Origin of the sequence: Streptomyces massasporeus (assembly GCF_014648995.1) — a bacterium.
Taxonomy (GTDB): Bacteria; Actinomycetota; Actinomycetes; order Streptomycetales; family Streptomycetaceae; genus Streptomyces; species Streptomyces massasporeus.
The window spans coordinates 337,446-362,907 of record NZ_BMSE01000004.1 but is presented as its reverse complement, the minus strand read 5'-3'; the positions used below and the strand labels follow the sequence as shown (position 1 = coordinate 362,907).

Here is a 25,462-nt window from a genome sequence, read left to right as displayed (position 1 = left end):
TATCGGATCTCGCGTATCGCGTCTCATATATGACGTACGAAGTACGACGCGATGACGGTAGGAGGGCGCGTGGGCTTCGTCAATGCTTTCGGCAAAGAAACAGCAATCGCTTTCTACGGCCTGCGAGTCCACCCCGGGTTCCGGCCGCTCAGTCCCACCGCCCTGGCCAGCAGGGGCGCGTCCGACGCGACGCGGACGACGGGGCCGAAGATCTCGCCGCGGTCGGGGGCGTCGACGGACGCCTCGAGGAAGTCGTGGCACACCCGGAGGGCGGCCGGATCGGGGGTGTAGGGCCGGCCGGTGGCGCGGGCCAGGTCCCAGCCGTGGATCACCAGTTCGTCGGTGGCGACGAGGCCCGCGACCTCGCCGGGCAGGTCCAGGCCTCCGGCGCGGGTCATGCCGGTCCAGGCGGCCGGGTCCCGCCAGACCTCGGCCATGCCGGCGAGCACCTCGGGCAGTTCCTCGCGCCAGTCGGGCCCGAGCTCCGGCAGGGAGGAGCCCGGGCTGGTGTCGGTCGTGACGCCGAGATCCTTGCGGCCGGCGTCACGGAAGGCGCCGGCCAGGTGGGTCAGGTGGGCCAGCACGTTGCGCACCGCGTACTCGGGGCAGGGTGTCGGGTCGGCCAGCTGTTCGTCGGCGACGGCCTCGGCGAGGCGTGCCACGACCGCCGCCTGCGGTCCTAGGTCGAGGGTCGGGTTCGGGGTCGTGTCGGTCATCGGCTGCTCCTCCTGGTTTCGTCCCTGAGAGGCAGACCGACTCCGGCCACGGAACTCATCGCTACGGAATCGTGGCCCACGGCCAGCCAGCCTAAAATGCCTATAGGGGTTACTCCAGGCACCTTCGGTGGCAGGTGGTGCGTGATGACACAGGACGTCGAGCTGAGACTGCATCTGGAGTGTGAGCTGGCGGATGAGCCCGTGCGCGTGTTCCGCGAGCTGACCGACCCCGGGGAAGTGGCCCGCTGGTGGGGCCCCGACGGGTTCAGCACCCCGAGTGCGGAGATCGACCTCCGCCCCGGTGGCGCCTACCGGATAGCGATGCAGCCACCGGAAGGCGAGCTGTTCTACCTGGTGGGCGAATACATCGATGTCGACCCCCCGGTAGGCCTGTCGTACACCTTCCGCTGGGAGGATCCCGACCCCGAGGACCGGGAGACGGTGGTGACGCTGTCGCTGTACGACACTGACGTCAGACAGTCCCACCTCACCCTCGACCAGGGCGACTTCGCCACGGAGCGGCGGCGGGCTCTCCACGAGGAAGGCTGGGTTCAGGGCCTCGGCAAGCTCGGGGAAATGCTCTCCTCACAATGGGATTGACCATTCCCACTGGAATGAGGGCACCCTCCCGATCCCTCCGTACGGTCCTTAGCCGCACGATGACCAGGCATGACGACGAAGACGACCTGGCCTCTCGTGCGCGTCCTGCGCGACCGCGACGCGGGCCTCTACCTCTCCGGCGTGGTGGTCTCCGGCTTCGGCACCTCCGCCCTGTGGCTGGCGTCCGGCATGTGGGTCAAGGACCTGACCGGCTCGGACGGCCTGGCCGCGCTGTGCATGCTCGCCATGTGGCTGCCCACCCTGGCGGGACCGCTGCTGGGCGGCCTCGCCGACCTCCCCCAGTCTCGGCTTCGCTCGACCGGTCGGTGCCCTCATCGCCGCAGGCCCCTGCTGATCGGCGTGAACCTGCTCCTGGGCGCGCTGCTGCTCGCCCTCGTGTACGTCGACGCCCCGGGCGACCTGTGGCTGCTGTACGCGGTGCTGTTCGTGTACGGCGCGGCGGGTGTCGTCCACGACGCGGCCGAGTCGGCGCTCGTGGCGACCGCGTTCGAGCCGTCCCTGCTGGGCGACTTCAACGGCCTGCGCACGACCGCCACCGAGGGCATGAAACTCCTGGCCCCGCTGGCGGGCGCGGGCCTCTACGCGGCGCACGGCGGCGCGGGCGTCGCCCTCCTGGACGCGGCCACGTTCGTGCTGGCCGCGGGGCTGTACGCGGCGCTGCGGGTGAGGGAGGAGAAGCCCGCGCCGCTCACCGGCAGCCGTCGGCGGCGGACCGCCGAGGGCGTCCGGCACCTGTGGGCGCACCCCGTGCTGCGTCCCCTGGTCCTGGCGGGCGGCGCCACGATGCTGTGCGCCGGTCTGAACGGGGCGATGGTGTACGCCGTCGTCGACGGCCTGGGGCACTCCCCCGCGTACACCGGCGTGCTCTACGCCGTGCAGGGCGCCGGCTCGGTCGCGGTCGGCCTGCTCTCCGGCCCCGCCCTGCGCCACCTGGGGGCGGGGCGCTTCGCGGCCTCCGGTATCGCCTTGCTGGCTCTCGCGGTGGCACTGCGGGCGGTGCCGTCCGGGCCGGTGGTGCTGGTGTGCAGCGCGGCGATCGGCATGGGGCTGCCCGCGGTGCTGATCGCCGCGCTGACGTCCGTGCAGCGCGAGACGCCCGGTGCGCTGCTGGGCCGGGTCACGGCCACCGCCCACACACTGGTGTTCACACCGAACGTGATCGGGCTGGCCGCCGGGGCGGCCCTGGTCGAGCTGGTGGACCATCGGCTGGTGCTGGTGGCCCTGGGCGTGGCCCTGCTGGCGACGGCGACAGCGCTGTGCGCTCCCCCGGCCGGGGCCGAGGCCGTCCCGCACCGGTGACGGCCGACCCGCCGCCTCAGAGCCCGGCGAGGGCGGAGCGGACCGTCTCCAGGTCGTCGTCGGACGCCAGCCCGGCGTGATACAGCCGCAGTTCGGTGGCGCCGAGCCGCCGTGCCTCGGCGGCGTCGGCGGCGAGGGTGCCCGGGCTGCCGCCCATCCCCGAGACCACGGTGAAGTTGGCCGCGATGACGGCGCCCTCGCGCTCCTGCCGTGCGAACGGCGTCAGCGTGCCGGTGCCACCCGCGCAGGGCACGACCACACCGTCCGCGACGGACAGGATGTGCGCCGGGTCGACCCCGGGGTTGGCCCCGACGTGGTACGACACCGGGTCCGCGTGCAGCAGCACCTGGAAGCCGTCGGGAGCGGCCGCCCGGACGGCCGCGACGGCCTGCTCCTGGAGCGTGCGGGCGGTGTCGTCGCGGTACGCACGCGTGGTGTGCGCGAGCGTCTCGCCGAGGAGCTTCTCGATGCCCGCCCAGCCTCCGTCGGACGGCGCCCCCTGCCACACCGGCTCCAGCGCGGTCCGTACGGCGGCCGCCAGCTGGTCGGCGTCGAGGCCGTGCCGGCCGTAGCCCTCCCGGCAGGACGGGCAGAAGCACAGCGCCATCAGGTACTGCCCGGCGTCCCCGAGGCCGATGCCGCCGGTCTTGTCGTGGGCGTGCAGATGCTGCAGGCCGTACCAGCCGAGGGACTCCAGCTCGGTGCCGTGCGCCCCGGGCCGGACGGCCGCCTCGGCCGCGAGGTCGGTCAGGTACGCGCGCGTGGCGGGCTGCGCGATGCACGGCGCCCAGGGGTAGCGGTCACCGTAGGCGTTGACGACCGAGGTGTCCGGGTGTTCGGCGCCCAGGCGGGAGTTGTGTGCGAGGACGACCCAGGTGTGCACCTCCAGACCGGCCTCGGTGAGCGCGTCGGCGGCCTCGCCGAAGGCGTCCCCGGGGGCCCAGTCGCCAGCCGCGTAGGGGCGCAACCCGCGTCCGGCCCAGCGGTCGTCCGCCGGGTACAGCACCGCGGCGTGCTCGGCGGTGACGATGCGGTGGCGCGGGTGGCGGGGCGTGAGGGCGCGGGTGGAGTGGTAGGCGGCGGCGAGCGTCACCTGTGCCACGCCCAGCGCGGCGATGCGCGCGGGTGCCTCCGGGTCGCCGTTGACGTCCCAGGGGTAGACGAATGTCGACGCCTTCACTTGGCCTCCTCCAGCAGCGCGTAGCCCCGCTCGATCACTTCGGCGAGCTGCTTCACATGATCGCCGGGCGGCTCGTGCAGCGGGGGCCGCACCTCCCCGACGTCGAGGCCGCGCAGCCGTACACCGGCCTTGACCAGGGCGACCGCGTAGCCGCGTCCCTGGGCGCGCAGTTCGACGAACGGGCGGTAGAAGCCGTCCAGGAGCTTCTCCACGGTGGCGTCGTCGCCGGTCCGCAGGGCCTGGTGGAAGGCGAGGGCGATCTCCGGCGCGAAGCAGAACACGGCGGACGAGTAGAGCGTCACGCCGAGGGCGCGGTAGGCGAGCTGGGTCTGCTCGGCGGTCGGCAGGCCGTTGAAGTAGAGGAAGTCGCCCGGGGCCTCGGTGCGCACGGCGCTGATGACGCGCTGCATGAGGTCGAGGTCGCCGAGCCCGTCCTTCAGGCCGATGATCCCGTCCGTGCGGGCGAGTCCGACCACCGTCTCCGGGGTGAACACGGCGTTGTCGCGCTGGTAGACGATGACCGGCAGGGCGGTGGCGGCGGCCACCTCACGGTAGTGCCGCAGCAGCCCCTCCTGGCCGGCGACGACGAGGTAGGGCGGCATGGCGAGCAGTCCGTCCGCCCCGGCGGCCTCGGCGAGGCGGGCGTAGCGCACGGCGAGCGCGGTGCCGTACCCGGCGCCGGCGACGACCGGGACGCGCCCGTCGGCGGCCTCGACGGCGGCCCGTACGCAGGCCTCGAACTCCTCGGGCGTCAGCGCGTGGAACTCGCCGGTGCCGCAGCAGGCGAACACCGCGGCGGCTCCGGCCTCCACCCCGCGCCGGACATGCGTGCGGTAGGTGTCGAGGTCCACGGAGCCGTCGGGGCCGTAGGCGGTGACCGGGAAGAACAGCGGCCCGCTGGGGATGTCGAGTCGAGCGGCGAGAGGGGCTGACGTCACAAGCTCTCCCGGTTCCATATTCATGATTGGCGTCTATATTTCTGAACGAGTCCACGCTAAGGCGCCGCCTTGGTGCCGGTCAAGCGCGCACACCCGCGACGCACCTGCGGATTCACCCCCTCCGCGACATACTTGACGGGCTCCGCCCCGGATCCTTAGCGTGTCCACGCATATGAATGTCGTGCGCTCATGTGCACGCTTGGCGATGAGCACGGTTGGCGATCAAGGAGACCCGAGGATGCCCGCTCCCCGCACCGTCCTGCTCACCGGCGCCGCCGGCGGCCTCGGCACCCTGATGCGGGACCTGCTCCCGGCCTACGGCTACGACCTGCGCCTGCTGGACCTGCGTCCGATCGAGGGCGAGCCCGACGCGATCGCCGCCGACCTGGCCGACCGGGACGCCGTGCGCGAGGCGGTCCGGGGCGTCGACGCGATCATCCACCTCGCGGGCATCTCCCTGGAAGCGCCCTTCGAGAAGATCCTCAAGGCGAACATCGAGGGCACCTACCACCTGTACGAGGCCGCCCGCGAGGAGGGCGTCGGCAGGATCGTCTTCGCCTCCTCCAACCACGCCGTCGGCTACACCCCGCGCCCCCGGGGCGACGACCCGCTGATCCCGGTCGGCACCCCGCGCCGCCCGGACACCTTCTACGGCCTGTCCAAGTGCTTCGGCGAGGACCTCGCGCAGCTCTACTGGGACCGGCACGGCCTGGAGACGGTCTCGGTGCGCATCGGCTCCTGTTTCCCCGAGCCGACCAGCGTGCGCATGCTCTCCGTGTGGATGAGCCCCGCCGACGGCGCCCGCCTCTTCCACGCGGCCCTGACCGCCGAGCACGTCGGCCACACCGTCGTCCACGGCTCCTCCGCCAACACCCGGCTGTGGTGGGACCTCACCAGCGCACGGGCGCTCGGCTACGAGCCGCAGGACGACTCCGAGCCGTACGCCGAGAAGCTCATCGCCGAGCAGGGCGAGCTGCAGGACGGCAATGAGGCGCACGCCTACCTGGGCGGCCAGTTCGTGACGGACCCGCCGATCTGGCCGTACTGACCGGAAACAGTCGTCACCAGGGCGGGCGGGCAGAGAACGGGCCCGCCCGCTCGGGCATTCGGGCACGGTCCGGAAGCAGGTGGGCAACGCCTCCAGGGGCGCGGGGAACCGCGCGACCAGCCACAACGCGCCCGCAGACGGCCGCGGTCGCCCTGCGGCACCGCGCGCATCCGCACGACCGAACGGGCACATCCGGGCAGGATCACGCCCGCAACAGACCTGGCCACCGCGGAACACCCGCTGTAGAACTTCCCCCAAGGCCCCACCGAGGGCCCGAACGGGCAGCACAGCAGGAAGGCGGGTGACGGCCATGAACAGGACCGCGGAAGAACGCCAGCGCGACATCGTGCTGGCCGCGCGGCGCGACGGCTCGGTCGACGTCACCGCCCTCGCCGCGGAACTGGGCGTGGCCAAGGAGACCGTACGAAGGGACCTGCGCGTCCTGGAGGACCACGGCCTGCTCCGCCGCACCCACGGCGGCGCCTACCCCGTGGAGAGCGCCGGTTTCGAGACGACGCTCGCCTTCCGGGCCACCAGCCACGTCCCCGAGAAGCGCCGGGTCGCGGCCGCCGCGGCCGAGCTGCTCGGCGACGCCGAGACCGTGTTCGTCGACGAGGGCTACACCCCGCAGCTCATCGCCGAGGCACTCCCCCGGGACCGGCCGCTGACCGTGGTCACCGCGTCCCTGCCCGTCGCGGGCGCCCTCGCCGAGGCCGAGCAGGTCTCCGTGCTGCTGCTCGGCGGCCGGGTGCGGCGCGGCACGCTCGCCACCGTCGACCACTGGACGACGAAGATGCTGGCCGGCTTCGTCGTCGACCTGGCGTTCATCGGCGCCAACGGCATCTCCCGCGAACACGGCCTCACCACCCCCGACCCGGCCGTCAGCGAGGTCAAGACCCAGGCGATCCGGGCCGCCCGGCGCGTGGTCTTCGCGGGCGTGCACACCAAGTTCGGAGCGGTCAGCTTCTGCCGGTTCGCGGAGGTGGGCGCGCTGGAGACGATCGTGACGAGCACCCTGCTGCCGGCCGCCGAAGCCCACCGCTACTCACTGCTCGGGCCTCAGGTCATCCGGGTCTGACACCACACCGACGTCCCCCACCGGGCGCAGCCACGCCCTGTGCTGCCCCTTATCTCCCCATACATCCAGGAGCGATCCATGCGAACCCAGAGCCGACGACGGCCACCGCGAGCCCCGCTCGTCCTGGCCGCCGCAGGGACGCTGCTCGCCCCGCTGCTCTCCGGCTGCTGGGTCGGCGCGGGCGGGGCCGGTTCCGGCGGCGACGCCATCAACGTCCTGATGGTCAACAACCCGCAGATGGTCGAGCTGCAGAAGCTGACCCGCGCCCACTTCACCAAGGAGACGGGCATCAAGGTCAACTTCACGGTGCTGCCCGAGAACGACGTCCGCGACAAGATCAGCCAGGACTTCGCCAACCAGGCCGGCCAGTACGACGTGGCCACCCTGTCCAACTACGAGATACCGATCTACGCCCGCAACGGCTGGCTGCACCAGATGAACGGCTACGTCGCCGAGGACCCGGCCTACGACGAGCAGGACGTCCTGAAGCCGATGCGCCAGTCCCTCACCGCGGACGACGGCAAGCTCTACGGCCAGCCCTTCTACGGCGAGTCGTCGTTCCTGATGTACCGCAAGGACGTGTTCGACAAGAAGGGCCTGACGATGCCCGAGCGCCCCACCTGGCGGCAGGTGGCGGACCTCGCGGCGAAGGCCGACGGCGCCGAAGCGGGCATGAAGGGCATCTGCCTGCGCGGCCTGCCCGGCTGGGGCGAGGTGATGGCCCCGCTCACCACGGTCGTCAACACCTTCGGCGGCACCTGGTTCGACAAGGACTGGAAGGCGCGGCTCGACTCCCCCGCCTTCGAAAAGGCGACGAAGTTCTATGTCGACCTGGTACGCGAGCACGGCGAGTCCGGCGCCGCTCAGGCCGGCTTCGCCGAGTGCCTGAACAACATGACCCAGGGCAAGGTCGCCATGTGGTACGACGCCACCTCCGCGGCCGGATCCCTGGAGGCGGCGAACTCCCCGGTGAAGGGCAAGGTGGGCTACGCCCCCGCGCCCGTCGAGAAGACCGAGTCCTCCGGCTGGCTCTACACCTGGGCCTGGGGCATCCAGAAGGCCTCCCGCAACCCGGACAACGCCTGGAAGTTCGTCTCCTGGGCGTCCGGCAAGGGCTACGAGGAGCTGGTCGGCGACCAGGTGGGCTGGTCGAACGTCCCGGCCGGCAAGCGGGCGTCGACCTACGCCAACGCCGACTACCGCAAGGAGGCCGGGGCCTTCCAGGAGATGACCAAGGAGGCCATCGAGCAGGCCCGCCCGACCGACCCCGGGGTGCAGCCGCGGCCCGCGCCCGGCATCCAGTTCGTCGGCATCCCCGAGTTCACCGACCTCGGCACGAAGGTCTCCCAGGAGATCAGCGCGGCCATCGCCGGACGCCAGTCCGTCGAGTCGGCCCTGAAGAAGTCTCAGGCGCTCGCCGAGAAGATCTCCGAGGAGTACGAGGGACGATGACCGCCACGACAACGGCCCCCGCGGCTTCCCCCGAGCTCCGCACGCCGGTCCGCCGGCCCTCCGCCCGGCTGCGCGCCTGGGCCACCCGGGCCCCGCTGCTGCCCGCCCTGATCTTCATGATCGTCGTCACCCAGCTGCCCTTCGTGGCCACGCTGGTGATCTCCTTCTTCGACTGGAACTCCCTCTATCCCGACGCCCGGCACTTCACCGGCGTCGACAACTACCAGGAGGTCCTCACCGACCCGGACCTGCGCCACTCGGTGTGGACGACCGTGCTGCTGACGGTGGCGGTGGTGCTGGCCAGCCTGGTCCTGGGACTCGCGCTCGCCCTGCTGCTGGACCGGAGGTTCCGGGGCCGCGGCATCGTCCGCACCCTGCTGATCGCGCCGTTCCTGGTGGTGCCGGTCGCGGCCGCCCTGCTCTGGAAGCATGTGCTCTACAACCCTGAATACGGCCTGTTCAATGGGTTGTTGCACTATGTGGGCGGCCCACAGCCCGACTGGATCTCGAACACCCCGCTGCTCGCGGTCGAGGCGTCCCTCGTCTGGCAGTGGACACCCTTCATGATGCTGATCCTGCTGGCCGGACTGCAGAGCCGCGACCACGAGCAGATCGAGGCGGCCCGGGTCGACGGCGCGAGCGACTGGCAGATCTTCGTCCATCTGACGCTGCCGCACCTGCGCCGCTACCTCGAACTGGGCGCCCTGCTGGGCTCGATCTACATCGTCCAGAACTTCGACGCGGTCTTCACGATCACGTCCGGGGGCCTCGGCACCGCCAACCTCCCCTACACCGTCTACCAGAGCTTCTACCAGGCCCACGAGAACGGCCTCGCCTCGGCCGCGGGCGTCCTGGTGGTCATCGGCTCGATCGTCATCGCGACCTTCGCCCTGCGCGTGGTGTCGTCCCTGTTCCGCGAGGAGGTGTCCCGCGCATGAGCACGACCGCACTGCGTGCCCGCCGTGTCCGTGGCAAGGGTGCGGGCCTGGGCCTGCTGGCCTGGCTGCTCGGCATCGCGTTCTTCCTGCCCATCGCGTGGATGGCACTGACGTCCTTCCACTCGGAGACGGACGCGGCGACCAACCCGCCGTCCTTCGCGGCCGCGCTCACCCTGGACGGCTACCGCGAGTTCTTCGGCGCGGGCGGCGGCGCGAGCCCCTGGCCGGCCCTGATCAACTCCACCGTCGCGTCCGTGGCCTCGACCCTGCTGGTCCTGCTGCTGGCCTTCCCGGCGGCGTACGCGCTGTCCATCAACCGCGTCCGCAAGTGGACGGACGTGCTGTTCTTCTTCCTCTCCACGAAGATGCTGCCGGCCGTGGCGGGCCTGCTGCCGATCTACCTGTTCGCCAAGAACGCCGGGATGCTCGACAACATCTGGCTGCTGGTCATCCTCTACACGTCCATGAACCTGCCGATCGCGGTGTGGATGATGCAGTCCTTCCTCGCCGAGATCCCGGTCGCGGTGATCGAGGCCGCGAAGGTGGACGGGGCCCGGCTGCCCACGATCCTCGCGCGCGTGGTCGCCCCGATCTCCCTCCCCGGTATCGCCGCCACCGCCCTGATCTGCTTCATCTTCAGCTGGAACGAACTGCTGTTCGCCCGGGTGCTCACGGGTGTGGTCGCCGAGACCTCCCCCGTCTTCCTGACCGGCTTCATCACCAGCCAGGGCCTGTTCCTGGCGAAGGTGTGCGCCGCGTCGCTCGTCATCTCCCTGCCGGTGCTCGCCGCGGGGTTCGCCGCCCAGGACAAGCTGGTCCAGGGCCTGTCGTTGGGAGCCGTGAAATGAAGGCCGCCGTCATCGAGTCCGTGGGCAAGGCCGTCGTCGCCGAGGTCCCCGACCCGGCGCCCGGCCCGCGCGAGGTCGTGGTCGAGGTCGCGGCCTGCGGCCTGTGCGGAACCGATCTCCACATCCTCCAGGGCGAGTTCGCCCCGAAGCTGCCGATCGTGCCCGGGCACGAGTTCGCGGGCGAGGTGGTCGGGGTCGGCACCCGGGTCACGGAGGTGGCGGTCGGCGACCGGGTCGCCGTCGACCCGTCCCTGTACTGCTACGAGTGCCGCTACTGCCGTACCGGCCACAACAACCTCTGCGAACGCTGGGCGGCGATCGGCGTGACGACGGCCGGAGGCGCGGCACAGTACGCCGTCGCCCCGGTGGCGAACTGCGTGAAGCTCCCGGAACACGTCCGCACCGAGGACGCCGCCCTCGTGGAACCGCTGTCCTGCGCGGTACGCGGCTACGACGTGCTCCAGTCCCGCCTCGGCGCGCACGTCCTGATCTACGGCTCCGGCACCATGGGCCTGATGATGCTGGAGCTGGCCAAGCGCACCGGCGCGGCGAGCGTGGACGTCGTCGACGTGAACCCGGCCCGCCTGGAGACCGCCCGCGGCCTCGGCGTCTCGGCGTCGGCGGCGAACCCCGACGAACTGGACCGTCCGCAGGGCTGGGACCTGGTCGTCGACGCCACGGGCAACGCGGCGGCGATCCAGGACGGCCTGGACCGGGTGGCGAAGGCGGGCACGTTCCTGCAGTTCGGCGTGGCCGACTACGCGACGCGCGTGACGATCGACCCGTACCGCATCTACAACCAGGAGATCACCATCACGGGCTCGATGGCGGTGCTGCACAGCTTCGAGCGGGCGGCGGAGCTCTTCGCGAACGGCGTCCTCGACCCGGACGTCTTCATCAGCGACCGCATCCCGCTGGAGCGCTACCCCCAGGCGCTGGACCAGTTCGCGGCGGGCGTCGGACGCAAGATCGTGGTCGTACCCTAGGGAAGGGACCACCGCGGGCGGGGGTGGGCGAAATTCACTGGGGCGCCTGCTCCCCGCCTCGTACCCTCACGGCATGCCGAGACCTCATGGATTCACCTACGAGCAGCACGCGGGCGGCACCGTCCGCATCAGCCACCACGGCCGCCCCGCCACCACCCTGAACGGCCCCCGCGCCGCGCAGTTCCTCGCCGAGGTCGAGACCCCCGACCCCCAGCTCGTCATGGCCCGCTGGACGGGCAACTACAAGCGCGGCAACGAGCGCACCGCCCGCGATCACCCCCGCAATCGCCGGTGACCCGATTGGCGGCAAGGTAAGGGAACGGCAAAACCGCTTCGCTCGTTCACCCGGCATGACAGCTATGACCCCCGGCTCGAACATCCCCCTGTCCGCCGCCCGCGTGACGGTGGACGTCGCCGCTCCGGTGCGGCTCGACGTATCGGGCCTGCTGCTCACCGCCGACGGCAAGGTGCGCTCCGACGACGACTTCATCTTCTACAACCAGCCGTCGGGCCCGGGCGTGACCTACCGCTCGGGCGGTGGCGGCGCGCCCGACGCGATCGTGGTCGACACCACGGCCCTTCCCCCCGGCATCGAGAAGATCGTCGTCACGGCGAGCCCGGACGCCGCGGGCCAGACCTTCCGCGGCATCGAGCCGACGGCCACGATCCGCAGCGCGGACGACAACGCCGTCCTTGCCTCCTTCACGCCCCCGCAGCTCGGCGACGAGACGGCCCTGGTCATCGTGGAGGTCTACCAGCGAGGCGGGCAGTGGAAGGCCCGCGCCGTCGGCCAGGGATACGCCAACGGCCTGGCGGGCATCGCCACGGACTTCGGGGTCACGGTGGAGGAACCGGCCGCCGCCGCCCCGCCGCAGCCGGTGACCCCGCCGCCGGCCCCGGTGCAGCCGCCCGCCCCGCCCGTCTCCACCCCCGCCGCGCCCCCGGCCGCCCCGGCCACGCCTCCCCCGCCCGCGCCCGGCGCCGGGAAGATCAACCTCGACAAGGGCCGCGTCAGCCTCCAGAAGAACCAGACGGTCTCCCTGATCAAGGGCGGCCAGCCCCTGCTCGCCCAGGTCCGGATGGGTCTCGGCTGGGAGCCTGCCTACCGCGGCAAGGACATCGACCTGGACGCCTCGGTCATCGCCTACGGGCCGCAGCGCAACCACATCGACAGCTGCTACTTCGGCAAGCTCCAGATCGTCGGCGGCGCCATCCGGCACTCCGGGGACAACCTCACGGGTGAGGGCGGCGGGGACGACGAGACCATCATGGTCGACCTCGGCCGCCTCCCCCAGGAGGTCACGGGCCTGGTCTTCACGGTGAACTCCTTCTCCGGCCAGAAGTTCACCGAGGTCGCCAAGGCCTACTGCCGCCTCCTGGACGGCACGACCGGCGAGGAACTGGTCCGCTTCGACCTCACCGGCGCCGAACCCCAGACCGGTGTCCTGATGGCCAAGCTCATCCGCCAGTACTCCGGCGAGTGGGAGATGACGGCCATGGGCGATTTCGTGAAGTCCCGCACGGTGAGGGGCATGGTGAAGCCGGCGGCGCAGGCGCTCTGACCCGCCACCGGGCCGGACTCCGGGGACGCCCCCTCACCCAGGGGGCGTCCGGCTCACCGCGTCAGCGGCGCCCCGCGCCCAGCCCCTCGATCAGCAGCGTCAGATACCGCCGGAGGTGCCGGTCCTCCCCGTCGGCCAGTTCCGACGCCGTCGCCATCCCGTGAGCCAGCCGCAGCACGTCGCTCGGCTCGACGTCCGCCCGCAGCGTGCCCTCCGCCTGCGCCGCCCGGACCAGCCGCCCGGCCGCGGCCCTGACCGAGTCGCCGCAGGCCGTGTTCACGAGGGAGCCGGAGTCCGTGACGGCCGGACCCAGCAGCGCCTTCAGCCCTCGCATCCGGATCATCCCGGCGCCCAGTTCGTACAGCCACTCCCCCAGCGCTGCGCCCGGCGGCAGTTCCTCCGCCAGCACACCGGCCCGGGCCGCGATCGCCTCGACACGGTCCAGATACGCGGCCTCCAGCAGCGCCTGCCGGGTCGGGAAATGCCGGTACAGCGTGCCGGAGCCGACCCCGGCACGCTTGGCGATGTCGTCGAGCGAGGCGCCCTCCCCGTGCTCGGCGAAGGCCTCCGCGGCGACGGTCAGCAACCGCTCGTGGTTGCGCCGGGCATCCGCCCGCATGGGCCTGACCTGCGCCACGCGACCTCTCCTCACGAACCGGGGACTTTCTCCGCACTCTACCGAGAGGGCGCGCCGGCACCCGGCCCCTACATCTTCATCGCCCCCGCCGCCAGGTCCCGCAGGAAGTGCCGCGCCCCGAACAGGAACACCACGATCAACGGGATGACACTCATCAGCGCACCGGCCATCACCAGGGCGTAGTCCGCGTTGTAGAGGACGTTCAGATTCGCCAGCGCCACCTGGAGTGTGACCTTCTCCGGGTCGATCATCACGACCAGGGGCCAGATGTAGTCGTTCCAGAGGCCGATGAACGTGAAGATGCCGAGGAAGGCCAGGGCCGGGCGGAAGAGGGGCAGGGCGACCTGCCCGTAGAGGCGGAAGAAGCCGGCGCCGTCGATGCGCCCGGCGTCCAGCAGTTCGTCGGGCAGGGAGTTCTGCGCGTACTGGCGCATCCAGAAGATGCCGAAGGCGTTGGCCGCGCCGGGGACGATCAGCGCCTTCAGCGATCCGGCCCAGCCGAACTCGGCGATGGTGACGAACTGCGGCACCAGGGACAGCTGCGCGGGGATCATGTACGTGACCAGCAGCATGCCGAAGAGGAACTTCTTCGCCGGGAACTCGTACTTGGCGAAGGCGAAGGCCGCCAGCGAGTCGAAGAACAGCACGAGCGCGGTGCCGACGACGGCCACCACGACCGTGTTGAACAGCGAGCCGAAGAAGTCGATCGTGTCGAGCACCCGGCCCATGTTGTCCAGCAGATGCGGGCCCGGCACCAGCTTGGGCGGGTAGTCGTAGATGTCCTGGGTCGTGCCGGAGGCCATCACCACCAGCCAGTAGAAGGGGAACAGCGAGATCAGCACACCGAGCAGCAGCACGCCCCGGACGCAGATCCGGGAGAGCCTGCTGCCGGAGCCGATCGCGAGCCCCGCGTTTCCGGTCGCCCGGTGTTCAGCGGCCATCACGAGCCCCCTTGCGGCGCAGCAGTCCGGCGATGCCGGGCCGGCGGTCGTCGCGGTCGGAGCCGGACACCAGCCGCCAGTTGATGATCGTGAACACCGCGATGATGGCGAAGAGCAGCCAGCCCATCGCGGCGCCGTAGCCGAACTGGTGCTCCTTGAAGGCCTTCTGCCACAGATAGAGCACGATGGTCATCCCTTCCTGACCCGGTCCGCCCGTGGTTCCGACGTCGGTCGACTGGAAGAGCACCTGGGACTCGGTGAAGATCTGCAGGCCGTTGATGGTGGAGGTGACCGCGGCGAAGAGGACCACCGGACGCAGCTGCGGCACCACGACCCGGAACAGGGTCTGCCAACTGTTCGCGCCGTCCACGCGCGCGGCCTCGAAGTGCTCGGTGGGGATGGCTTGGAGACCCGCGAGGAAGATCAGCGCGTTGTAGCCGACCCACCGCCAGATGATCATGATGGACACCGACGCCTTGATGCCCCACTCGGAGGACAGCCAGCCGATGCCGTCCAGCCCGACGGCCCTGAGCAGCGCGTTGGCAAGACCCGCTTGGGCGAAGACCGAGCCGAAGACGATGGTCATGGCGACCATCGAGGTGACGTTGGGGATGAAGTACGCCACCCGGTAGGCACCGGCGAAGCGGACCTGCGAATGCAGCAGGAACGCCAGCACGAGCGCCAGGAAGAGCATCGGTACCGTCGACAGGAACCAGATCTCGAAGGTGTTGAGCACCGAGTGCCAGAACACCGAGTCCTTCAGCAGCCAGCCGTACTGCTTGAGCCCCACGAAGCGCATGTCCCCGATGCCGTCCCAGTCCTGGACGGACAGGTACATGGAGAAGACCACGGGGAAGGCGCCGAAGACGGCGAACAGCATGTAGAACGGCGAGATGGCGAGCAGAGGCGGGACATGTCTCCGGCGTCCGCCGGGAGGGGTGGATCCGCCACGGCGATCGGCACGCCGCTCGTCCGTCGCCGGCGCACCGGCCGGGTCGAGAACCGTGGCCATGTCAGCTCACCCCCAGCCGTGTCAGCGCGGTCTCGGCCGTGTTCACGGCGTCCCGCCAGGCGCGCTCGGGGTTCTTGCCGAGCGTCTCGACATTGGCCAGCTCCTGGAAGAACGGGGTGTTGGCGGTCTCCTCGTAGGGGCTGAAGTAGACGACGGGGGCCTTTTGGGCGGCCGGGCCGAAGACGTCGATGGGCTGCTGGCCGCCGAAGAAGGGGTCGGGCTTGTGCATCGCCGGGTCGGCGTAGGAAGCGGGAGTGGTGGGGAACAGGGCCATCTCCTGGTAGCTCTCGAGCTGGTTCGCCGGGCTGAGCAGCCACGTCAGGAAGGCGAAGGCCGCCTCCGGTTCCCGGCAGTAGCGGGTCAACGTCACGTAGGAGCCGCCGTAGTTGCAGGGGCCGTCCGGCAGCGTGGTCAGCCGCCAGGACCCCGAGGTCTTCGGCGCGGTGTCCTTCAGGCCGTTGATGGCCCACACGGCCGTGGTCATGGTGGCGACCCGGCCGCCGCTCATGGCCCCGTTGAAGTCGGGCGTGCCGTCCGTGATCCGGGCGCTGAGGCCCTGGCGGAGGATGTCCACGGACAGGTCCCAGGCGCGCCGGATGTGCTCCTGGTCGCCGATGAAGCGGTTGTCGGCGTCCACGAACTGCTTCGGGCTCTGCAGCAGCACCTGCTGGAAGACGTTGCCGATGTTGCTCACGAGGCAGGGCTTGCCCGGCGCCTTCCGCCGCAGCGTCCGTCCGGCGGCGATGAACTCCTCCCACGTGGGGATCTGCTCGGCGACATCCGCCGGCTCGTGGGGCAGCCCGGCCCGCTCGAACAGATCGCGGCGGTAGTAGAGCGCGGTGGGACCGGCGTCGAGGGGAAAGCCGATCATCCGGCCCGTCGGCGTGAAGCAGGCCTTCCACTTCCAGTCGAGGTACCGGTCGCGGACGGACTCGGCGCCGAGGTCCCGCAGGTCGAGGAACTCGTCCTCGTCCGGGAAGAACGTGGCGAGGTTGTCGTTGTTGACGACCGTCAGGTCCGGAACGTAGGCGCGGGCGGCCAGACTTGTGCGCACCTTGGAGTCGATGTCACCGTCCGGGACCTGGGAGCCCTTCACCTTCAGCCCCGGGACGCCGGGGACGCCGCGCCGGGCGGTGGCGAGCAGCTTGTCGCTGAGTGAGCCCTTCCAGTACCAGAGGCTGAGGTGGTCGGAGCCGGCGGACGCCGATCCCTCGGCGGTCCCGCATCCCGAGAGTGTCAGCAGGCCGGCGCCCGCGCCGCCCAGGGAGGCCCCCAGAAAGCGTCTGCGGGACATCGTTCGGTGTTCCATGGGCGCGCACTCGCTTTCCGGGCATGCCGCGGCCGGAGCAGAGCGCTGCCGCGGGCCCGTTCACACGGGGATGGGGGGAATGCTTCCGGGATGAGGAAGCGAAGACAACGATGTCGGCGGGCGGCTGTGGGTCGGCCCGACGCTCTCGCGGTGGGGGATTCTGAGCGTCCGTGAACGTTCACGTGAGCGGTGCCGTCGAGTATCGAGGGCCTCGAAAACCGGTGTCAAGGGAACGGCGCTGCCGATCCACCGATGTCAGGCGGAGTCGCGCACCACGAGTTCGGGTGTCACCCACGCGTCCGCGCCCCGCAGCGGCTCCTCGCCCGCGCGCAGGCGGGCCACCTGCTCCACGGCCAGCCGCCCCAGCTGCCGCTTGTCGATGTGCAGGGTGGTCAGGGCGGGTTCGACGAGCTCGCCCAGCGAGAGACCGTCGAAGCCGAGCACGGCCAGGTCGCCCGGAACGCTCCGGCCACGCCGACGGGCGGTGCGCATCGCCCCGACCGCGATCAGGTCGTTGAAGCCGAAGACCGCGGTGACGTCGGGCCGCTGGGCCAGCAGCCGCTCCATGCCGGCCTCACCACCGGCCACACTGTGCTCGGGGCACACCACGACCCAGTCCTCGTCGACCGGCAGACCGAGCCGCCGCGCCTGCTGCACGAAGGCCTGTCTGCGGGGGCCGGGGCCGTGCACACCGTCCAGCATGCCGATCCTGCGGTGCCCGGCGCGGAACAGATGGTCCATGCCCTGCTCGACACCGGAGGCGGCGTCGATGCCCACGGCCGCGAACCGGGTCTGCTGCGGGCCGCGCTCCAGCAGCACCAGCGGCACGCCCCCGAGGTGCCGGGTGAGCACGTCGTCCGGGTCCTTGAAGTAGCCGACGACCGCGTCCGCCTGGTGGGAGAGCACGTCGAGCGCCTCCCGCTCCCGGGCCTCGTCGATCCGGGAGTCCCACACCACGACCTGCCAGCCCCGCTGCTCGGCCGCCTCCAGCACTCCGGCGGCCACCTCGGGGAAGAACGGATTGCGCAGGTCCGGGATGACCAGACCGGCCGTCACCGCACCCTTCTGGACGAGTCCGCGCGCGAACCGGCTGGGCCGGTAGTCCAGGAGCCGCGCCGCCTCGAGGACCCGCTCCTTGGTGCCGGGGTCGATCTCGCCCTTGTCGTTGACCGCCCGCGAGACCGTCTGACGCGACACCCCGGCGAGCCGTGCGACGTCGTGGATCGTGGCCCGGCGCCGGGCACCGTCGGACCGCTCTGCACGCTGATTGTCCGTCCACACGCCCAGCACTGTATCCGCCCCCGAACCCCGCCCGGCAGGGGAAGCCGGACGGACGCCCTCCGCCACGGACGCCACCGCGCGCCCACACCCGCGTACGGCGAGTAGGGGCCGTGTCGGGGGGTGTCCGCCCGCAGCGGTTGGCGCGTCAACGGGGAGTCAGTCGGCGTGAGACCCCATCGCGCCGTTCCGAGGACGGACACCCCCCGGCGCGGCCCCGACCCACACTCCGCGGTCAGGCGAAGCGGCCGCAGCCGACGGACCACCCGAACCCGGCATCCACCGCCCCGTCAGTCGCCGAGTTCCGTGAAAAGCGTCAGCTGAAGCGCACCCGGCGCTTCGAGCCGGGAGTTCAGGGAGTTCCAGGGAGTGCATGTCGGCTCGGCCACGACCTCGGCTCCCGCGGCGGCCAGTTTCGCCGTCGTGGCGACGGAGTCGTCCACCTGGAAGGCGACCCGGATGTGCCCGGCCACCCGCCGCCCCACCTCGACCTCGTCGATGAACGCGGCGTGGTTCGGGTCGGTCAGCTCCAGGGTGGCCCGGCCGGCGTCGAGGATCGTGACCCGCCCGTCCTCCGAGGCGAACGCGCCCTGCTCGGTCAGGCCGAGCACGTCCCGGTAGAAGTGCAGCGCGGCGTCGTAGTCCTCGGCGGTCACGACGAGGCGGAGTTCGCGGACGGCGGGCTGATCGGACATGGCGGCTCCTCCAGGACGTCGACTGACCGGCACAACCCGAGGGCCCGCCGGATGATTCCCCCACACCCCGACGCAGCCGCCCGCCCCCCGCCGGTCAGAACAACGCGCTGTACGCGTTCAGCGCCGGCTGCCCACCCAGATGGGCGTAGAGCACCGTGGCGTCGGAGCCGATCTCGCCCCTCGACACCAGGTCGATCATCCCGGCCATGGACTTGCCCTCGTAGACGGGGTCGGTGACCATCCCCTCCGTCCGGGCGGCGAGCCGCATCGCCGCCAGGGTGGTCTCGTCGGGGACGCCGTACACACCCGCGTGGTACCGCTCGTCGAGTTCGACGTCGGACTCGGTCAACTCGCGCTTCAAGCCGATGAGCTGTCCCGTGCGGTCGGCGATACGGGCGATCTGGCCGCGGGTCGCGGCCGGCTTCGCCGAGGCGTCGACGCCGAGCACGCGCCGGGCCCGCCCACCCGCCTCCTCCAGCGCGGCGAACCCGGCGACCATGCCGGCCTGGGTCGACCCGGTCACCGAGCAGACCACGACGGTGTCGAAGAAGACGCCCAGCTCCCGCTCCTGCTCGGCGACCTCGTACGCCCACCCGGCGAACCCGAGTCCGCCGAGCGGATGGTCGGAGGCCCCGGCCGGGATGGCGTACGGCTTCCCGCCGCCCTCCTCGACCTCCCTGAGCGCCCGCTCCCAGCTCTCCTTGAAGCCGATGCCGAACCCGGCCTTCACCAGCCGCACATCGGCCCCGGCGAGCCTGCTGATCAGGATGTTGCCGACCTTGTCGTACACGGCGTCGGGCCAGTCCACCCAACTTTCCTGCACGAGCACGCACTTGAGCCCGGCCCGGGCGGCGACGGCCGCGACCTGGCGGGTGTGGTTGGACTGCACGCCACCGATCGACACGAGGGTGTCGCAGCCCTGGGCGAGCGCGTCGGCGACCAGGTACTCCAGCTTGCGGGTCTTGTTACCGCCGTACGCCACACCGGAGTTGCAGTCCTCGCGCTTGGCCCAGAGGGTGGCACCGCCGAGATGCGCGGTGAGCCGTTCCAGGGGGTGCACGGGCGAGGGCCCGAAGAGCAAGGGGTAACGCTCGCACGAGGAGAGGGACATGGATCCTCCGGGGTCGTCTCGATCGATGCCGGCCGGTAGGGGCCGGCCTCAGTCGGCGAGCTCCTCCAGGCCTCGCCAGATCTCCGCCGTGACGAGGACCGCCCCGTCCACGTCACCGGCGGCACAGGCCTCGATCAGCCGCTCGTGCAACCCGGTCGATCGGCAGCTGCCGCCCTCACCGAAGCGCTGTCGCTCCAGACGGCGGATGAGCGGGGTGTAGCGGGCGACGGTCGCGGCGGCGGCGCGGTTGCCGCTCACCCGGACGAGCACGTCGTGCAGCTCGTCGTCGGCCCGCAGCGCCGCGTCCACGTCTCCGGCGGACACGGCGGCGGCGAACCGCTCGTTGGCGGCGCGCATCGCCTCGATGTCAGCGGCCTCCAGCCGGGGCACGGCGACCCGCGTCACCAGCTCGTGCATGGCGCCGACCACGGCGGCGGCGTCCCGTACGTCGGCGGCCACGAGCGGGGTCACCCGGGTGTGGCTCTGCGGCTTGCTCTCCAGCAGCCCCTCGTCCACCAGCCGGGAGAACGCGTCGCGCACCGGCGCCCGGGACAGCCCGAGCCGCTCCGCGAGCTCGGCGTCCCGCACCACCGCGCCGGGTTCGATCTCCCCGGCCACGATGGCGTCCCTGATCGCCTCGTACGCACGGTCCCTGAGCAGGGTCCGGGGCACGGGCCGGATGGCTTCCATGAACTGAAATGTTAGATGTCAGTGCAGCGCTCAACAAGATGCGTGCACAGAACCGCGGCCCGCACTCCCCACGCGGTGCGGGCCACGGCCTGTCGCCCCTCAGGCCGCCCAGGGCCAGTCGGCGTCCCGGGAGGCCTCGATCAGCGGAACCATCCGGAAAGCGGCGTCCGAGAGCCCTCCGAACGTGTGCCGGTTACCCGTGCCCGACGGACCGTGGCCCGCCCGGTACCCCGCGAGGTTCCAGGTGTAGACCGGCACGTCGGCCGGGACCTGCTCGGTCGGGTCGCCCCGGTGGTGGTGCGTGTACTGCTCGTCGGTGACGATCAGCACCCGGTCGTGCTTCTTGTAGTGCCGGCGGACCGCCTCCGTGGTGTCGGTGCCGCCCAGGTCGCCGAAGCGGTCGAGGATCTTCAGCACCGACTCGCCCCGGCGGAACGTCACGCGGTCGCTCGTCGAGCCGAACTCGACCAGGTCCGCGCGCTCCGCCCGCAGCGCGAGCGCCGTGCCGAAGATCGCCGCCGCGTCGGCGCGGTTGAGCTCCGAGCGGTCGGACAGCCGCGACCAGAACATCGAGCCCGAGCGGTCCACGAGCACCAGCGTCCGGCCGGGCAGCGCCGGCACGTTGGCCAGCGAGTGACCGAGCGCCCGCTCCAGCGCGTACGACCAGCGCAGCGACGGCGCGTGCTGGTACGCGGCGAGGTACCGGAAGGGGAACTGCCGCGAGCGCGCGACCTCCGCCGGGTCGCTGAGCCGCGCGGCGACCCGCTCGGCCACCTCGTCCGAGACCCCGGCCTCGTCGAAGTTCCGCAGGTTGCGCACGAGCGCCATGGTCCCCATGGAGGGGATCACGGCCTCCCAGGCCGCCTTGTCCATCGGCCCCTGGAGCCAGCCCGCCAGCGCCTCCCACGTCATCCCGGCGCCGGCCAGCCGTTCGGCACCGCCCTCGGCGGTCACGACCGCACGCCGGTCCTCCACGGGCAGCGCCATCAGCTCACGGTGCGCGTTCAGCACGTGGGCGGACGCGGGCGGCACGGCGGTGTCCGGGTGGTGCCGGCGGTCGAGGGCGTACCGGAACAGCTCGCCCTGCCACGGCTTGTCCGGGTCCGGGGCCGCGTGCACGAGGTTGAGGATGTCGCCGAAGCGGTAGCCCTTGGAGGCGGTGTCGTACTTCAGCAGCGCCTTGCCGTGGTACAGGCGGCGCACGGCGTCCGCCACACCGCGCTTGACCGGCTTCGGCACGTTGCGGCCGTACATCGCGGTCCAGTACGCGAGCAGTTCGCCGGGCTCGTCGGGCCGCTGGAGGACCGAGGCGACGACCTGCCGGTTGGACGGACCGTCGGTCGCGCCCGCGTCCAGGCGGGCCTTCACGTACTCGGCGGCGCCGACGACCGAGGCCGTGCGCAGGTTGCCCGCGCCGCGCAGCCAGCCGAGCAGGCCGGCCGTCCACTCCGGGTCGGTGACGGCGAGTTCACGCACGAGCCGCTGGAAGCGGTCGTCGCGGTCGGCGCCGGTCTCGTAGAAGGTCTGCTGGGAGACGAAGTGGGAGACGGCGAGCAGGAAGAGCTCGGAGCGGGCGTCCCGCTCGCGGCCCCGGCCGCCCTCGTAGGTGCGCAGCACACGCCCGGTGGACGTCACGCGCGAGACGGGACGCGCGCGGGCTGCCTTGGAGTTGAATCGCGCCATGGTGAATTCCCCCGAATTCATTCGCATTTCGGGGGAGACGCTGCATGCGGAAAAGAGGCGGGTGCCCGAGGACAGAAGTCGGCGACGGACTAATTCAGATGCTCTACCCAATTGAGCTACAGCGACCCGAAGTCGCTGACGGGACTCGAACCCGCAACCCTCCGATCCCAGGAAGTAACCGTTGCCTTCGCACCGGGCACCCACCACATGCTGCGCCTCCCGAGATCAAGTCGGCGGCGGCGTCGGATTCTTTGGAAGAGAAGTAGCCGCTGCCATCGCACCGGGAGGTGCGTGACGTTGTGATCTCACTGTAGGAGGCGCAACTCGGGAATCGCGACCGAATTTATGACCGCTTCTGCCGCTTCCAGGGACCGGTGATGGCGAGCATGATGCCCGGCGTCTGGATGTTGGCGTAGAGGGTCCGCCCGTCGGGCGAGAAGGTGACGCCGGTGAACTCGCTGTATTCCGGCTCCTCTTCGGTGCCGATGTTCAGCTCGTTGCGGGCGATCGGGTAGGTGCGTCCGCTGTCGGTGGCGCCGAACAGGTGCTGTACGCCTTCCCCGTCCTCGGCGATGACCAGGCCGCCGTACGGGGAGACGGTGATGTTGTCCGGACCGTCGAACGCCCCGTCCTTCGACGGGTCGGGGTTCACTCCGAGCAGGACCTTGAGCGTCAGCGTGCGGCGCTTGGGGTCGTAGAACCAGACCTGGCCGTCGTGCTGGACCGGGCTTTCCTCACGAGCGTAGGAGGAGACGATGTAGGCACCGCCGTCGCCCCACCACATGCCCTCCAGCTTGCGGGCGCGGGTGACCTCGCCGTCCTTGAACTGCTTGCGCACGGGCGTGGTGCGGGCGTCGCGGTCGGGGACGTCCACCCAGTCGACGCCGTACACGGTGCCGATCTTCGTGGCGCGGGACAGGTCGTCGACGAACGTGCCGCCGGAGTCGAAGCACTTGGGCGCCTGGAGCACGCCGGCGTCGTCGGCGAGCCTCCGGAACTTCCCGGGGCCGTACTCGAAGCCGCGGGGCGGGGTCCAGCGGAAGAAGAGGCCGTTGGGGCCGGAGGCGTCCTCGGTGAGGTAGGCGTGGCCGCGCTTGGGGTCGATGACGACGGCCTCGTGGTCGTAGCGGCCGAAGAACTTCAGCGGCTTGGGACCGCGATTGGCGCGCCGGTCGCACGGATCGACCTCGAACACGTAACCGTGGTCCTTGGTCATGCCGTTGACGCCGGCCTTGTCGGAGTTCTCCTCGCAGGTGAGCCAGGTGCCCCAGGGGGTGGCGCCGCCCGCGCAGTTGGTGGAGGTGCCGGCGATGCCGACCCATTCCGCGACCCGTCCGCCGGGCCGTACCTCGACGACGGTGCAGCCGCCGGCGGCCGCGGGGTCGTAGACGAGGCCCTCGGCGAGCGGCACCGGGTGCTCCCAGTTGGCGCGCGGGCCCTTCAGCTCGTGGTTGTTGACGAGCAGGGTGGTGCCGCGGGGGCCGTCGAAGGCGGCGGTGCCGTCGTGGTTGGACGGCGTGGACTCGCCGGACTCCAGCTTGGTCTTGCCGCTGTACGTGATGACCCGGTACGCGAAGCCGGCGGGCAGGGCGAGGATGCCCTTGGGGTCCGGGACGAGCGGCCCGTAGCCGACTCCGTGCCGGGCGTCCGACGCCCGGTCCCCCGCGCTGCCGGTGTCGTCGGAGGCGAGGGCGTTCGGCGCGGTGGCGAGGGCGCCGACACTGCCCGCCAGCGCGACACCGGCACCGGTGATCGCGGAGTTTCTGGCGAAGTCCCTACGGGTGAGCGACATGGTGTCTCCTGTGACGGTGGATATGCCGTGGAGGGTGGCGGACCTCGTTCGGCGAAACCGTCCCGCTCATCCGTGAACACCAGTTGAACAACACCCCAGGGGCGCGGGGAACTGCGCGAAAAGCCACGACGGCGCCGCACCCCGCACCCCAGGCTCAGCCCCCCTGCTGCGACCGAGCCTTGAACGCGGCCTTCCGCGCTTCCTTCGCCACCTTCTTGTCCGGATGCAACCGCCCCATGGCCTCCAGCACATCGGCGGTCGCAGGATGATCGACCCGCCACACCGCCGCGAAGAACCCACTGTGCTGCTGCGCGAGCCCCTGCACCAAGGCCCGCAGCTCCTCGGAATTCCCTTCCGCGGCGAGCTGCGCGGCCACCGTGTCGATGGTCAGCCAGTACACCATCGCCTCGGACGGCGCGGGCACGTCCACCGCGCCGTTCTCGGTCAGCCACACCCGCGCGAGCCCGCCCAGTTCGGCGTCGTCGAGCACCTCCCGCAGTGCGGGCTCGGCCGAGGCCCCCACCAGCGACAGGGCCTGCTGGCACCTCAGCCGCCGCAGCGGTGCCCCGGCGTCGGAGCCCCGGGCCGCGGCGAGCAACTCCCGCGCCGCGCCGAGCGGCTCCCGCCGCCGGAGCCACTGCTCGGTCTCGGCCTGCGCGGCACCGGGCGGGAACTCCGCCGTGCCGTCGAGCAGCACGTCGGCGCCCTTGTCGGCGAGGTCCCCGACGGCCGGCGCCTCGAACCCGGCCTCCCTCAGCCGTGCGCGCATGCCGTACAGCCCGAGCGGGGTGAGCCGGACCATGCCGTACCGGGAGACGTCGGTGTCGTCGACGGGCGCCGCGGGCTCCTCGTCGGCGTCGGCCATGAGCGCCTCGTCGACCGGCTGGTACGCGACGAACCCCACCGGCTCCAGCATCCGGAACTGGTCGTCCAGCCGCATCATGGCGTCGGACACCTGCTCCAGGACGTCGTTGGTGGGCTCTCCCATGTCGCTGGGCACGATCACCGAGGCGGCCAGCGCCGGCAGCGGCACCGGGGCACCGTCGGGCGTGTCGTCGCCGGCGGTCAGCAGATAGAGGTTGCCGAGGACGCCGTCGAGGAACTCGGCCTCGGCCTCGGGGTCCCAGTCGAGAGAGGAGAGGTCGACCTCGCCGTCCTCGTCCACCAGCCCGTCCAGGTCGGGCACGCTCGCGTCGGCGAGCACGGTCTCCAGGGCGGCGAGCCACACGGCGAGCACGTCCTGCGGGGAGCCACCGGTGAGCAGGGCCAGGTCCTCACCGGCCGTCACGGTGCCTTCCTCCTCGTCGACGACCTCGACGAGTCCGGCGTCCACGGCGACCCGCCAGGCCTCGCTCGCATCGGCGGCGGCGTCGTCCCCGCTCAGTCCGAGCGCCTCGACGGCCGCGGGCAGCTGCTCGTCGACGAGCCCGCCCCCGGCGTCGACACGGGTGTCCGGCCCGGCCCAGCGGGCGAGCCGGGCGGCCCGGGACAGCAACGGCGTGGACAGGGCGTCGCGCGCCAGCTCCGCTTCGGGGTGCAGCCGCACCGGCGGCAGGGGGGAGCTGTCTGACATCGGCTGTTTCTCCTAGGGCGCCTCATACGACTCAGCCGCTCAGCCTAGACGGATTTCCACCCATGCCGCCCACTT

General features: G+C 71.4%; 24 protein-coding genes. 10 read left to right on the top strand and 14 right to left on the bottom strand.

Features of this window, described 5'->3' with window-relative positions:
• Positions 1–113 precede the first annotated feature (113 nt).
• Positions 114–716, bottom strand: coding sequence for a TIGR03086 family metal-binding protein (locus IE153_RS13215; protein ID WP_189589896.1), 603 nt, complete (start codon positions 714–716; stop codon positions 114–116).
• 144 nt (positions 717–860) lie between these two features.
• Between IE153_RS13215 and IE153_RS13210 the strand changes: the two genes are divergently transcribed.
• Positions 861–1,316: an SRPBCC family protein gene (locus IE153_RS13210; protein WP_229828979.1), complete on the top strand. Its 456-nt coding sequence runs from the start codon at positions 861–863 to the stop codon at positions 1,314–1,316.
• 69 nt (positions 1,317–1,385) lie between these two features.
• Positions 1,386–2,636, top strand: a complete 1,251-nt coding sequence (locus tag IE153_RS13205; RefSeq protein WP_189589894.1) for an MFS transporter — start codon at positions 1,386–1,388, stop codon at positions 2,634–2,636.
• 16 nt (positions 2,637–2,652) lie between these two features.
• On the opposite strand, the gene IE153_RS13200 is transcribed toward IE153_RS13205, so the two are convergent.
• Both IE153_RS13200 and IE153_RS13195 read right to left on the bottom strand, forming a co-directional pair.
• The gene (locus tag IE153_RS13200; protein WP_189589893.1) at positions 2,653–3,816 is read right to left on the bottom strand and encodes a hypothetical protein; all 1,164 of its coding nucleotides are present in this window, start codon (positions 3,814–3,816) and stop codon (positions 2,653–2,655) included.
• A complete protein-coding gene (locus IE153_RS13195; RefSeq protein ID WP_189589892.1) occupies positions 3,813–4,754 on the bottom strand; it encodes a 5-dehydro-4-deoxyglucarate dehydratase in 942 nt (313 codons plus the stop codon). Before IE153_RS13195 ends, IE153_RS13200 begins: the two co-directional genes overlap by 4 nt.
• A gap of 238 nt (positions 4,755–4,992) precedes the next feature.
• Between IE153_RS13195 and IE153_RS13190 the strand changes: the two genes are divergently transcribed.
• From IE153_RS13190 to IE153_RS13155, 8 genes are all read left to right on the top strand, one after another.
• Entirely contained in the window at positions 4,993–5,802 is an 810-nt protein-coding gene (locus IE153_RS13190; RefSeq protein ID WP_189589891.1) for an NAD-dependent epimerase/dehydratase family protein, read from the top strand.
• A 310-nt stretch (positions 5,803–6,112) separates the two neighbouring features.
• Positions 6,113–6,880 carry a DeoR/GlpR family DNA-binding transcription regulator gene (locus IE153_RS13185; RefSeq protein WP_189589890.1) on the top strand — a complete coding sequence of 256 codons (768 nt, stop codon included), beginning with the start codon at positions 6,113–6,115 and terminating at the stop codon, positions 6,878–6,880.
• A 78-nt stretch (positions 6,881–6,958) separates the two neighbouring features.
• On the top strand, positions 6,959–8,332 hold the full coding sequence (locus IE153_RS13180; protein ID WP_189589889.1) for an ABC transporter substrate-binding protein: 1,374 nt from the start codon (positions 6,959–6,961) through the stop codon (positions 8,330–8,332).
• Positions 8,329–9,270 (top strand): carbohydrate ABC transporter permease, encoded by a 942-nt coding sequence (locus IE153_RS13175; protein ID WP_097215910.1) that lies wholly within the window; start codon positions 8,329–8,331, stop codon positions 9,268–9,270. Before IE153_RS13180 ends, IE153_RS13175 begins: the two co-directional genes overlap by 4 nt.
• Positions 9,267–10,118 carry a carbohydrate ABC transporter permease gene (locus IE153_RS13170; RefSeq protein ID WP_189589888.1) on the top strand — a complete coding sequence of 284 codons (852 nt, stop codon included), beginning with the start codon at positions 9,267–9,269 and terminating at the stop codon, positions 10,116–10,118. Before IE153_RS13175 ends, IE153_RS13170 begins: the two co-directional genes overlap by 4 nt.
• Positions 10,115–11,104: a zinc-dependent alcohol dehydrogenase family protein gene (locus tag IE153_RS13165; protein WP_189589887.1), complete on the top strand. Its 990-nt coding sequence runs from the start codon at positions 10,115–10,117 to the stop codon at positions 11,102–11,104. The genes IE153_RS13170 and IE153_RS13165 overlap by 4 nt, the downstream gene beginning before the upstream one ends.
• A gap of 73 nt (positions 11,105–11,177) precedes the next feature.
• Complete coding sequence (locus IE153_RS13160; RefSeq protein WP_189589886.1) at positions 11,178–11,399, top strand: hypothetical protein; 222 nt, start codon at positions 11,178–11,180, stop codon at positions 11,397–11,399.
• Between the two features lie 64 nt (positions 11,400–11,463).
• Entirely contained in the window at positions 11,464–12,666 is a 1,203-nt protein-coding gene (locus tag IE153_RS13155) for a TerD family protein (protein WP_189590003.1), read from the top strand.
• Between the two features lie 61 nt (positions 12,667–12,727).
• Here IE153_RS13155 and IE153_RS13150 read toward each other — a convergent pair whose 3' ends face one another.
• The 11 genes from IE153_RS13150 to IE153_RS13100 all read right to left on the bottom strand — a co-directional run bounded on the left by IE153_RS13150 (position 12,728) and on the right by IE153_RS13100 (position 25,387).
• The gene (locus IE153_RS13150) at positions 12,728–13,303 is read right to left on the bottom strand and encodes a TetR/AcrR family transcriptional regulator (protein WP_189589885.1); all 576 of its coding nucleotides are present in this window, start codon (positions 13,301–13,303) and stop codon (positions 12,728–12,730) included.
• 68 nt (positions 13,304–13,371) lie between these two features.
• Positions 13,372–14,244: a carbohydrate ABC transporter permease gene (locus IE153_RS13145; protein WP_189589884.1), complete on the bottom strand. Its 873-nt coding sequence runs from the start codon at positions 14,242–14,244 to the stop codon at positions 13,372–13,374.
• Entirely contained in the window at positions 14,234–15,256 is a 1,023-nt protein-coding gene (locus tag IE153_RS13140; protein WP_189589883.1) for a carbohydrate ABC transporter permease, read from the bottom strand. Before IE153_RS13140 ends, IE153_RS13145 begins: the two co-directional genes overlap by 11 nt.
• A 1-nt stretch (position 15,257) precedes the next feature.
• A complete protein-coding gene (locus tag IE153_RS13135) occupies positions 15,258–16,550 on the bottom strand; it encodes an ABC transporter substrate-binding protein (protein WP_189589882.1) in 1,293 nt (430 codons plus the stop codon).
• Positions 16,551–16,820: 270 nt separating this feature from the next.
• Positions 16,821–17,846: a LacI family DNA-binding transcriptional regulator gene (locus IE153_RS13130; RefSeq protein ID WP_189589881.1), complete on the bottom strand. Its 1,026-nt coding sequence runs from the start codon at positions 17,844–17,846 to the stop codon at positions 16,821–16,823.
• Positions 17,847–18,133: 287 nt separating this feature from the next.
• Complete coding sequence (locus IE153_RS13125) at positions 18,134–18,538, bottom strand: VOC family protein (RefSeq protein WP_189589880.1); 405 nt, start codon at positions 18,536–18,538, stop codon at positions 18,134–18,136.
• A 94-nt stretch (positions 18,539–18,632) separates the two neighbouring features.
• Positions 18,633–19,649, bottom strand: a complete 1,017-nt coding sequence (locus IE153_RS13120; RefSeq protein ID WP_189589879.1) for a 1-aminocyclopropane-1-carboxylate deaminase — start codon at positions 19,647–19,649, stop codon at positions 18,633–18,635.
• A 48-nt stretch (positions 19,650–19,697) separates the two neighbouring features.
• Entirely contained in the window at positions 19,698–20,339 is a 642-nt protein-coding gene (locus tag IE153_RS13115; protein ID WP_189589878.1) for a GntR family transcriptional regulator, read from the bottom strand.
• Between the two features lie 99 nt (positions 20,340–20,438).
• Positions 20,439–22,022 carry a TROVE domain-containing protein gene (locus IE153_RS13110; protein ID WP_189589877.1) on the bottom strand — a complete coding sequence of 528 codons (1,584 nt, stop codon included), beginning with the start codon at positions 22,020–22,022 and terminating at the stop codon, positions 20,439–20,441.
• A 343-nt stretch (positions 22,023–22,365) separates the two neighbouring features.
• Entirely contained in the window at positions 22,366–23,814 is a 1,449-nt protein-coding gene (locus IE153_RS13105) for an alkaline phosphatase PhoX (protein WP_189589876.1), read from the bottom strand.
• Between the two features lie 154 nt (positions 23,815–23,968).
• Positions 23,969–25,387: a hypothetical protein gene (locus IE153_RS13100; protein WP_189589875.1), complete on the bottom strand. Its 1,419-nt coding sequence runs from the start codon at positions 25,385–25,387 to the stop codon at positions 23,969–23,971.
• Positions 25,388–25,462: the final 75 nt, after the last annotated feature.